This window comes from Vogesella fluminis (assembly GCF_014652335.1).
In the GTDB taxonomy this organism is placed as follows: domain Bacteria; phylum Pseudomonadota; class Gammaproteobacteria; order Burkholderiales; family Chromobacteriaceae; genus Vogesella; species Vogesella fluminis.
Map to the genome: position 1 here is coordinate 1 of NZ_BMYP01000057.1, position 10,245 is coordinate 10,245.

10 protein-coding genes are annotated in these 10,245 nt (G+C 61.0%); 6 read left to right on the forward strand and 4 right to left on the reverse strand.

The features are described 5' to 3' along the window. The first annotated feature begins 616 nt into the window (after nt 1–616). A complete protein-coding gene (locus tag IE083_RS14495; protein ID WP_189354746.1) occupies nt 617–1,315 on the forward strand; it encodes a hypothetical protein in 699 nt (232 codons plus the stop codon). A 72-nt stretch (nt 1,316–1,387) separates the two neighbouring features. Here the strand turns inward: IE083_RS14495 and IE083_RS14500 are convergent, their stop codons facing one another. From IE083_RS14500 to IE083_RS14510, 3 genes are all read right to left on the reverse strand, one after another. Further along, complete coding sequence (locus tag IE083_RS14500; RefSeq protein WP_189354748.1) at nt 1,388–2,212, reverse strand: segregation and condensation protein A; 825 nt, start codon at nt 2,210–2,212, stop codon at nt 1,388–1,390. A gap of 224 nt (nt 2,213–2,436) precedes the next feature. Then, on the reverse strand, nt 2,437–2,883 hold the full coding sequence (locus IE083_RS14505; RefSeq protein WP_189354750.1) for an N-acetyltransferase: 447 nt from the start codon (nt 2,881–2,883) through the stop codon (nt 2,437–2,439). Beyond that, complete coding sequence (locus IE083_RS14510) at nt 2,880–3,362, reverse strand: acyl-CoA thioesterase (RefSeq protein ID WP_189354752.1); 483 nt, start codon at nt 3,360–3,362, stop codon at nt 2,880–2,882. The genes IE083_RS14505 and IE083_RS14510 overlap by 4 nt, the downstream gene beginning before the upstream one ends. Before the next feature lie 79 nt (nt 3,363–3,441). Here IE083_RS14510 and IE083_RS14515 point away from each other — a divergent pair, with 79 nt between their 5' ends. Next, entirely contained in the window at nt 3,442–5,211 is a 1,770-nt protein-coding gene (locus IE083_RS14515; RefSeq protein WP_189354754.1) for an ABC transporter ATP-binding protein, read from the forward strand. A 116-nt stretch (nt 5,212–5,327) separates the two neighbouring features. On the opposite strand, the gene IE083_RS14520 is transcribed toward IE083_RS14515, so the two are convergent. Further along, complete coding sequence (locus tag IE083_RS14520) at nt 5,328–5,789, reverse strand: methyltransferase family protein (protein WP_229799776.1); 462 nt, start codon at nt 5,787–5,789, stop codon at nt 5,328–5,330. Nucleotides 5,790–6,724: 935 nt separating this feature from the next. Between IE083_RS14520 and IE083_RS14525 the strand changes: the two genes are divergently transcribed. From IE083_RS14525 to IE083_RS14540, 4 genes are all read left to right on the forward strand, one after another. Next, complete coding sequence (locus IE083_RS14525; protein WP_189354755.1) at nt 6,725–7,627, forward strand: LysR family transcriptional regulator; 903 nt, start codon at nt 6,725–6,727, stop codon at nt 7,625–7,627. Continuing rightward, nucleotides 7,614–8,291: a hypothetical protein gene (locus IE083_RS14530; RefSeq protein WP_189354757.1), complete on the forward strand. Its 678-nt coding sequence runs from the start codon at nt 7,614–7,616 to the stop codon at nt 8,289–8,291. Before IE083_RS14525 ends, IE083_RS14530 begins: the two co-directional genes overlap by 14 nt. A gap of 188 nt (nt 8,292–8,479) precedes the next feature. Continuing rightward, on the forward strand, nt 8,480–9,970 hold the full coding sequence (gene istA / locus IE083_RS14535; RefSeq protein ID WP_189354759.1) for an IS21 family transposase: 1,491 nt from the start codon (nt 8,480–8,482) through the stop codon (nt 9,968–9,970). Then, nucleotides 9,963–10,245: ATP-binding protein (locus IE083_RS14540; protein ID WP_229799777.1), on the forward strand; the 283-nt coding region annotated here is incomplete at its 3' end. The genes istA and IE083_RS14540, both read left to right, overlap by 8 nt.

Below are 10,245 nucleotides of genomic sequence, written 5' to 3' on the forward strand. Positions count from 1 at the left end.
TCAAATCGCCGAATCCATCTTTAAATGTGCAACGCCAGTTCTTCATGTTCACCGTCTTGAGCCGCCGTTGTGGAAGCGAAAGATCGAGAAGAATCCACGCGATGCCCGTATTGGTCCGTGGCTAAGAGCTAATTACTCAGTATTGAATGAGGCAGCGTGGCGCGAAAAGGTCCCATGCCTCTACATGGTCAAGTTGGAGGGTGGTCCTGTTAGATACGTAGGAATCTCACGAAATGGTGTTAAGCACCGCTGGCGCACATCGCCCGCTTACGATGCCGGTACGATGTGCCGACTACCTGAAAACCAACTGTTTCACAGTCAGTGTTGGCGTCATATGCAAGCGGCAGTCTCAACTGAGCCAAACCTCAAAGTAGAAGTTCGCACAATCACTCATCACACACTCGCTACTGAACTTGAACGCCTCGGCCCGCCTTTGTCCGGCTTCCTCGCACTCGGAGATGATGGAGAGGGAATGTGTGCCGCCGTAGAACGGTGGTTATGCAACCGAGCCAATGGATCATTCTTGGCATGGAATACAGCCATGACAGGGCGAACAGGTAGCGCCTAACCCCTCACATCGACAGGGACCACCCACAAGCACAGTAGGTTGGACTGAATGCAAAGAAGCCCAGCCTACGATATTTTTATTCGATATATGCCACAAAATCAAATACACCAGCCCCAGCCTCAAACTAACAATCGCCTTTCTTTGGGCGAGTGGCTACAAATTATCAATCTAATAGCTGTCGTCACCGGGGGAGTAATCGGTTATTTTCTGGTTGAGCGCGTTAATACAGAAATAGAGGTAACAAAAATCCAACTGGATCAAACAAAGCTATCCATCGACATTTCGAAATTCTTAAACGATATTAGGCCAACCTTAAATGACGATTGCACGGCATGGGCAACATCACCAGTGCAAGTAAAGGTTTCGTGTTCAGTAAAAAACATTGGGGTTCACCGCATTCTACTTGACAAACCACTAGCCAAATTGCGTATAAAGGGGCAAGAGGAATTTATTAATTCAAAGTACTTTGCTCAAAAGTTGCCAAATGACAACGCCCTTCCTCCTGGAACTGAAGGAACATCAAGCTACATAATTGAGGTGCCATCTCCTGCCGATTGGAGTCGTGTTGAGGTGGTAACGGAAATCAATGCTAAAACTGATGGAATTATTATTGATATTGCCAAAACAACACTATCAGGCAGTGTCGATCCGAAATATGTTGACGCCTTATCACGTCATGGTTACGTATTCACTAACCAGATTGATATTTCAAGCATCATAAGCACTGCTCAGCGAACATTGCCCTAATTCTACGCCCCAAGGGACGCTTCGCCGCGAAGCGCTTCGCCCCCTGAACTTGTACATTTTAGATACGCCCACCTACACCACCGCCAGCCTCACATAGATAGGCTGGTACGGCTCGTCCTGGCTGACCCTGACCATGCCCTCCTTCACCAGCTCCAGCACGGCGATGAAGTTGACCACAAGGTGGGCGACGCCCTTGCCAATGTCGAACAGTTCCTCGAAGGCGACGTAGTCGCGGCCGTCGAGATAGCGCACGATCCAGCTCATCTGCTCGCGCACCGACAGCTCGTCCTGCTTCACCTTGTGGTGGCGATTGTGCTTGGCGCGCGACAGGATGGACAGCCACGCCTGACGCAGGTCCAGCGCGCTGACTTCCGGCAGCCGTTGCTCGGCGGACTGTTCCACCAGCACCGCCAGCCAGGCGAAGTCGCGGTCGGCCTGCGGCAGCTTGTCCAGCGCCAGCGCCGCCAGTTTCATCTGCTCGTATTCCAGCAGCCGGCGCACCAGCTCAGCGCGCGGGTCGTCCGGGTCGTCCTCGCCTTCCACCGGCGGCCGCGGCAGCAGCAGCCGCGACTTGATCTCGATCAGCAGCGCCGCCATCAGCAGGTATTCCGCCGCCAGCTCGAACTGGCCGGCCTTCATCACCTCGACGTAGCCCATGTACTGCGCGGTAACGTCGGCCATCGGGATGTTGAGTACGTCGAGGTTCTGCTTGCGGATCAGGTACAGCAGCAGGTCGAGCGGGCCTTCGAAGCTATCCAGGATCACCTGCAACGCATCGGGCGGGATGAACAGGTCCTGCGGGATTTCCAGTACCGGCTTGCCGAACACGTGCGCGATCGGCAGCGCCGGCGGCAGTTCGGGCGCGGAAAGCTGGAAGTCGGCAAGCGGTTCGGTCATGGTCGGGGACAAGGGGTGGGCGGCAAGGGGGGCATTGTACGGCTAGCAGTGCGCGAGCGGAACAAGGTTGGCCGCAACGGCTCTGAACCGGTTCAATGTCTGCTGCGCTTCGGCGATACGGCGTTGAAAACGGCTTCGGAATGCTCATTGACCCCATGTCAACTCCGCTTCCTCAGCCGTTTTCGCCTTGTCTCGCTCTAGCTCGCTAGACTTTGAACAGGTTCTCAGGCCGGCGCCTGCCACACCAGGTCGAGGAAATCGGCGCCGGCGCGGGCTATGCGGTAGCCTAGCGCGGCGTAGAAGGCGCGCACGCGGCGGTCGCGGCGCAGGCAGCTCAGCCGCACCTGCTCGCCGGGGCGGCATAGCGCCTGCACCAGATGCATCGCGCGCCGGCCACAACCGCTGCGCTGCTGCGCCGGCGGCACCACCAGCAGGTCGACGATCAGGGCGGCATCGTCACGGCGCAGGCTGAGCAGCGCGCGGTTGGCGCCGCCCTGCTGGAACCAGAACAGCGACGCCGCCTGGTGGCTGGCGGCGAAGCGCTGCCGTTGCAGTGCTTCGTCCCAGCGCGCGACGCGGCGCAGCCCGGCCATCATCGCGTCGCGGTACAGCGCGTAGGCGGCAGCTTGCTCGCCGGCCAGCAGCGGTTGCAGCGCGCCGCCGTGAGTCACTCGGCGGCGGCCTGCATGTGCTGTTCCGCTTCCATGCGCATCTTCTTGCGGATTTCCGCCTCGCGGAAGCGCTTCTTGTGGGTATCGCTGTCCAGCGACAGCGCCGGCACCGGCATCGCCTTGCCGTTGTCGAAGGCCACCATGGTGAAGTAGCAGCTGTTGGTGTGGCGCACGCTGCGCTTCTGGATGTCCTCGGCGATCACCTTGATGCCGACCTCCATCGAGGTGCGGCCAACGTGGTTGACGCTGGCGAGGAAGGTCACCATCTCGCCGACGTGGATCGGCTGCTTGAACAGCACCTGGTCGACCGACAGTGTCACCACGTAGCAGCCGGCGTAGCGGCTGGCGCAGGCGTAGGCGACCTGGTCCAGCAGTTTCAGCAGCACGCCGCCGTGCACGTTGCCGGAAAAATTGGCCATATCCGGCGTCATCAGCACCGACATGGTGAGTTCGCGCTGGTTTACAGTGTGTTCAAGCATTGCTTCCTATCCTTTATGCATTTTTGTGGCACGGCAGCGTACAATCGTTGCCCGCCCTCTTGTTTGTGCTGTCGCCATCATGTCATCCCTGTCCCGATTGTTCCAGTACGCGCGGCGATATCGCCGCGACGTGTACCTGGCCAGCAGTTTTTCCGTGGTCAACAAGTTCTTCGACATCCTGCCCGAGGTGCTGATCGGCGTGGCGGTGGACGTGGTGGTCAACCGCGACGCGTCGTTCCTGGCGGCGCTGGGGGTGACCGATGCCTTCAGCCAGCTCATGTGGCTGGGCCTGCTGACGGTGCTGATCTGGGGCGGCGAATCGCTGTTCGAATACCTGTACCAGCTGCGCTGGCGCAATCTGGCGCAGAACCTGCAGCACGACCTGCGGCTGGATGCCTACCAGCACATGCAGAAGCTGCCGCTGTCCTACTTCGAGGACAAGAGCACCGGCAAGCTGATGTCGGTGCTGAACGACGACATCAACCAGCTGGAGCGTTTCCTCAACGGCGGCGCCAACAGCATCATCCAGGTGCTGTGCTCGACGGTGATGGTCAGCGCGGTGTTCTTCTATCTGGCCCCGACGCTGGCGGTGATCGCGCTGGCGCCGATCCCGCTGATCCTGTACGGCACCTTCTGGTTCCAGCGCCGCATCGCGCCGCGTTACGCCGCGGTGCGCGAGGCGGCAGCGGTGATCAGCGGCCGTCTCAACAACAACCTGCTCGGCGTCGCCACCATCAAGGCATTCACCGCCGAAGCATTCGAGGCGGCGCACATCCGCGACGCCAGCGAGCACTACCGCGCTACCAACGCCGCCGCCATCCGCCTGTCGTCGGCCATCATCCCGGTGATCCGCATGGCGATCCTGTCCGGCTTCGTGGTGACGCTGGTGTACGGCGGCCATCTGGCGCTCACCGGCGCCATCGGCGTCGGCAGCTATTCGGTACTGGTGTTCCTGACCCAGCGTCTGCTGTGGCCGCTGACCGGCCTCGCCGACATCGCCGACCTGTACCAGCGCTCGATGACCGCCATCGACCGCGTGCTGGACATCCTGCAGGCGCCGCTGTCCATCGACTACCACGGCAAGGCACTGCCGCACGACAGCGTCAGCGGCCAGCTGAGCTTCAGCCACCTGTCCTTCGGCTACGGCGATCTCACCGTGCTGCACGACATCTCGCTGACCATCCCGCCGGGGCGCACGGTGGCCTTCGTCGGCGCCACCGGCTCCGGCAAGAGCACGCTGGTCAAGCTGCTGCTGCGTTTCTACGACGCGCAGCACGGCGAGATCCGCCTCGACGGCCAGGACATCCGCCAGCTGGCGCTGACCGACCTGCGCCGCGCCATCGGCTACGTCAGCCAGGACGTATTCCTGACCGACGGCAGCGTGGCGGACAACATCGCCTACGGCATGCCGGAGGTTGGCCGCGACGCCATCGTCGCCGCCGCGCGCGCCGCCGAGGCGCACGAGTTCATCGAGCGCCTGCCGCAGGGCTACGACACACCGATCGGCGAGCGCGGCCAGAAGCTGTCCGGCGGCCAGCGCCAGCGGCTGGCGCTGGCACGCGCGATCCTGAAAGACCCGAAGATCCTGATCCTGGACGAAGCCACCAGCGCGGTGGACAACGAGACCGAAGCCGCCATCCAGCGCTCGCTGGACGTGGTGTCACGCGGCCGCACCACGGTGGTGATCGCGCACCGCCTGTCCACCGTGCGCCACGCGCACTGCATCCACGTGATGGAGCACGGCCGCCTGATCGAATCCGGCACCCACGATACGCTGCTGGCGCAGGACGGCAGCTACGCCGCGCTGTGGCGGCTGCAGACCGGCGAGCGCAGCGCCGAGGTCGCCTAGCTGCCGGATCGCGGCCGGCCCTCGATCCGGCGGCCTGTTAGATGAAAACAGCCCGGCGTTTGCCGGGCTGTTTACTTTATGTGCCGCCGCTTGCGGCCAACGTTGGCCGCAAGCGGCTAGCACCAGCGCCGCACGCGGCGGCAATAGGCGGCGTAGTCCTCGCCGAACAGCGCCAGCAGCGCGTGCTCCTCCGGTGCGATCTGGAAGCGGTTCAGCCACAGCACGAACAGCAGCGGCCCCAGCAGCGCCGGCCACTGCTGCAGCCACCACGCCCAGGCCAGCAACAGGCACAGCATGCCCAGATACATCGGGTTGCGGCTGAGGCGGTAGAAACCGCTGACCACCAGCACGCTGCTGCGCTGCGGTGTCAGTGGATTGACGGTGGTGTGCCGGCGCACGAAGGCCACCACCGCGCCGCCGTCCAGCAGCACGGCCAGCCCGGCCAGCAACCACAGCGGCCATTGCACCGCCGTAGGCGGCGGCCAGCCGCCGCGCCACCACGTCAGCGCCGCCATCAGCGCGGCGCATGTCAGCCCGACCAGTGGCGGCGGGATACGGCACTCCAGCCAGCGCATCATGGCGTTGCCCCCATCTGCGGCATGGCACAACGCGAGGCCGCACCGGCAACGTATCGGTACTTGCAACAATAAGACATGGCAGGCTCCTGCAGATTTCATCCGGATATTGCACCCCCTGTAGCCGCGACAGGATCGGGCACCCATTGATGATAGCCGGAATGGCCACTGCCAAAGCGATTCCGGCATGGCTGCCGCAAATACCTCCTGGTCAACCGCTTTCGGCCAAGTTGCGCTTGCGCGCAATGCGCCCTGTTGGACACACAAAAAAAAAGCCGGCTTGGCAGCCGGCCTAACAACGCTCGTAAGGGGAATCCAAGGAATGAACCTCGTACACCATCCCCGGATGCACGAGGCATCAGTCAATCCTGATATCAGCACCAGGCTGATGCCTTTGCCCGCGGTATTGCTACTGGAGGCTGACAAGTTGTCGCCGGCGGTGCGAGTCGGGAGGAGAAACCGTTCTGCAGCCTGATTGCCAGCGCCTGTTGTCTTTACGAGCCACAACACAACACAGAGAGTGAGTGCAGTATAAGTGGGATCATCACATTCCGAAAATGAATTAATTTTATTAAAATCATTCCGTATTGGAATTCAAAAGCGGCAGATAAAAAAATAGCCGGCTGAACAGCCGGCCAACAACGCTCGTAAGGGGAATCCAGGAAATATCCCGCGTACACCATCCCCGGATGTACGGGGCATCAGTCAATTCCGTTTCGGCTACTGATGCCTTCCAGCAATATTGCTACCACTGGCAAACAATCCGACACTGGCGGCGGCAAGGCGGGAGGAGAATCCGTTTTGCCGCCTGTTTGCCAGTATCCGTTGTCGTTACGAGCCACAACACAACACAGAGAGTGAGTGCAGTATAAGCAAGCACCACTCATTCTTGAAATGAATTAAAATTATAAAATCAATTCCATTAAAGAATAGTCAAGATGGACATCAAGGCACTGCGCTACTTTACCGAGCTGGTCCGCCAGCAGAACTTTACCCGTGCCGCCGAGGCTTTATTCGTTACCCAGCCCACCATCAGCAAGATGGTTAAGCAGCTGGAGGACGAGATCGGCAGCCCGCTGCTGGTTCGCGAAGGCAAGAGTTTTCACCTTACCGATGCCGGCCGCGTGGTATACCAGCGCGGCCAGGATGTACTGGCGGCACAGCAGCGCCTCAACAGCCAGCTGGCGGAACTGGTAGATCTCTCGCGCGGCGAGCTGGTGGTCGGCCTGCCGCCGATGACGGGCGGCGCCTTTTTCGCGCCGGTGGTCGGCGCCTTTCGCGACCGCTATCCCAATGTCGAGCTGAAGATGGTGGAGGATGGCGCCCGCGCCATTGAAAGCAGCGTGCGCAACGGCATGCTGGAAATCGGTGCCGCAGTACTGCCGGTAGACAACAGCATATTCGAGAGCCTGAGCCTGGTACGCGACCGCATGTGTCTGGTCGCGCCGTTCGGAAGCCCGTGGCATGGCATGAGCGGCGTCACCCTGCTCGATATTGCCGACCGGCCGCTGGTGTTCTATCCGGAGGATTTCTCGCTCAGCGCGCGCATCACCGATGCCTTCCGCCTGCTCGGCAAGAGCGTGCACATTGCCGGGCGCAGCGCGCACTGGGATTTCATCGCAGCCATGGTGGAGGCGCGGCTCGGCATCGCGCTGCTGCCGGAAGTGGTCACACGCCACCTGGAACCACACCGTTTCGACGTGGTGCCGGTCGACGAGGCGCGCATCATCTGGCATATAGGACTGATCTGGAAGAAAGACACCTACCTGTCGCACGCGGCCCGCGCCTGGATCAGCCTGACGCGCGAGCTGCTGCTGGAGCCCGCACATGACGCCACCTGAACACCTGCTCGCCACAAACGAGATGCCGCTGTCCAAGGGCCGCCGTCGGATGGCCGCCACCATGGTGCGCACTGCGCTCCTCGCCATTGCCATGCTGTCGAGCAGTCACGCCAGCGCCGATATACCGATACGCTATCCCAACTTGCCAGCGCAACAGGACACCAAGCAGGCTTACATGCTGACCTTGCTACGCTTGGCTTGTGACAAGGCCGGCGAGACGTGCCAGCTACGCCCCGGTCCCGCCATGGAGCAAGGGCGCGCGATTCAGGATCTCCAGCGCCAACGACATCGCGTGGACGTGATGTGGACCATGACCGACCGCGAACGGGAGAAAAAACTACTCCCGATACGCATCCCGCTGTTCAAGGGACTGATCGGCTGGCGATTGGTGCTGCTCCCCGCTGGCAAGGCCGATCTGCTGAAAAGCGTCTACACCGTCCGTGACCTGCATGACAAGGTTGCCGGTCAGGGGCACGACTGGCCCGACACCTACATTTTGCGCGCGGCCGGGCTGCCCGTGGAAACCAGCATCGGCTACGAAGCGCTATTCGGCATGCTGCGGCACGGCCGCTTCGACTACTTCCCGCGCGGCGTCCTGGAAGTCGAAGATGAAATACGCCTCTATGGCGGCAACGACCAACTGTACCTGGACCCCTACCTGTAAAACAGCGTGCAAAAGTGACCAGGTTTCCGGGGTGATCAGCGTCCAATTTTGACCACNAAAATGGCTCATGGCTGTAAAACAGCGTGCAAAAGTGACCAGGTTTCCGGGGTGATCAGCGTCCAATTTTGACCACCCCGGGTGTGCCACACTTCCGTCTTTTGGGCGGAGGTCTACCTGGAGTGCTTTGCATGGAATCCATCGGCAAGATTCGTCGCCGACACCTCGTCAACGGCGAGAGCATCAGTGCCATCGCCCGATCTCTCAACCTCTCGCGCAATACCGTCAAGAAGTACCTCAACGCCACGGCCGAACCCACCTACCAACGGCAACATCAGCCCAAGCCGCAGCTGGGTGCTTTCCAGGCAAAGCTGGAACAGTGGCTCGAACTTGATCGCGCTCTACCCAAAGCGCAGCGGCGCACCGCCCGCCGATTATTCGAGTGCCTGCAAGCCGAAGGCTATCGCGGGGCCTACGACAGCATCCAGCGCCATGTTCGGGCCTGGAATGCCAGTGCCACCAAGACCGTCAGAACCCAGGCTTTTGTCCCGCTGTCATTCGCCCCTGCTGAGGTGGCTCAGTTCGACTGGAGCTACGAACACGTGGTGCTCGGCGGTGTGACCCAAACCATCAAACTGGCCCATTTCCGTCTGACCTACAGCCGGCAGATGTTTGTCGTCGCCTATCCGCGCGAGACCCAGGAGATGCTGTTCGATGCGCACAACCGCGCCTTCGCCTTCTTCGGCGGGGTGCCACACAAGATGGTCTACGACAACCTCAAGACCGTAGTGGAAGCAGTGTTTGCCGGCAAAGAGCGCCAGTTCAATCGACGCTTTCTGGCACTCGCCAATCATTACCTGTTCGAACCCGTCGCCTGTACGCCGGCATCCGGCTGGGAGAAGGGTCAGGTGGAAAATCAGGTGGGCAACATCCGCGAGTGGCTGTTCACACCGACGCCACGCTTTGCCGACTTCAGTAGCTTGAATCAGTGGCTGGAAACGCGCTGTCACGAACTGGCGGGCCGGCGCCACCCGACACAAGAGGCCAGTATTGCTGACGTTCTGCAGCTGGAGCGCCCCCATCTGCGACCGGTCACCATGCCGTTCGACGGTTACGTCGAGCAGCTGTTACGCGTGTCCAGCACCTGCCTGGTGTCGGTCGATCGCAACCGCTATAGCGTGCCTGCCGAGTGGGCCGGCAAGGTGGTCTCGGTGCGTATCAGTGCCGGTACGATTCGGATCGTGGCCGATAGTCAGGAGCTGGCATGTCATGTTCGCCACTTCGGTCGGGAGCAGTTGGTCTGCGAACCATGGCATTACCTGTCGATCCTGGAAACTAAGCCTGGCGCACTTCGTCACGGCCTACCGTTCGTCGAATGGGTCCTTCCGCCAGCCATCGAAGCCGTGCGTCAGCAGGTCCTCAAGCAGTCCAAGGGAGACCGAGCCTTTGCCGAGATTCTGTTGGCCGCACGGGAGTCTGGCTTGGAACGGCTGGAGGTGGCCTGTCAGCTTGCGCAGCGCCAAGGCAAACCCAGTGCGGCCATCGTCCTGAATGAGCTGAGACGGCTGGCCAGTCCGCCACGGGTTGCTGCACTGGCAACCCCCGATACGCTGAGCCTGCGCGAAGAGCCGGTGGCAAATTGCGCCCGTTACGATGCACTACGGGAGACTGTGTATGTCTGAGCACTCCCACCTGATACGGCTGCAAAAGTTACGCTTGTACGGTATGGCCGAAGCGTGGCGTGAACTACAGGCAGAAGGACACCGACAGGCACTGTCAAACGAAGCCCTGCTGCTACGGTTGCTGGATGCCGAGCAAGCCGACCGGCAGGCACGCAGTCTGAGCTATCAACTCAAGGCCGCACGCTTCCCGGTGCACCGAGACCTGAGCAGCATTGACTGGTCAGAGACGCCGTTGGAGTCAGCCCGCATCGAGCAGCTGGCCAGCGGCAGCTATT

Excerpts from the sequence above, each read along its gene's own strand:
- IE083_RS14495 (WP_189354746.1), top strand. The coding sequence starts at position 617 with ATGCAAAGAAGCCCAGCCTACGATATTTTTATTCGATATATGCCACAA.
- IE083_RS14500 (WP_189354748.1), bottom strand. The coding sequence starts at position 2,212 with ATGACCGAACCGCTTGCCGACTTCCAGCTTTCCGCGCCCGAACTGCCG.
- IE083_RS14510 (WP_189354752.1), bottom strand. The coding sequence starts at position 3,362 with ATGCTTGAACACACTGTAAACCAGCGCGAACTCACCATGTCGGTGCTG.
- IE083_RS14515 (WP_189354754.1), top strand. The coding sequence starts at position 3,442 with ATGTCATCCCTGTCCCGATTGTTCCAGTACGCGCGGCGATATCGCCGC.
- IE083_RS14520 (WP_229799776.1), bottom strand. The coding sequence starts at position 5,789 with ATGATGCGCTGGCTGGAGTGCCGTATCCCGCCGCCACTGGTCGGGCTG.
- IE083_RS14525 (WP_189354755.1), top strand. The coding sequence starts at position 6,725 with ATGGACATCAAGGCACTGCGCTACTTTACCGAGCTGGTCCGCCAGCAG.
- IE083_RS14530 (WP_189354757.1), top strand. The coding sequence starts at position 7,614 with ATGACGCCACCTGAACACCTGCTCGCCACAAACGAGATGCCGCTGTCC.
- istA (WP_189354759.1), top strand. The coding sequence starts at position 8,480 with ATGGAATCCATCGGCAAGATTCGTCGCCGACACCTCGTCAACGGCGAG.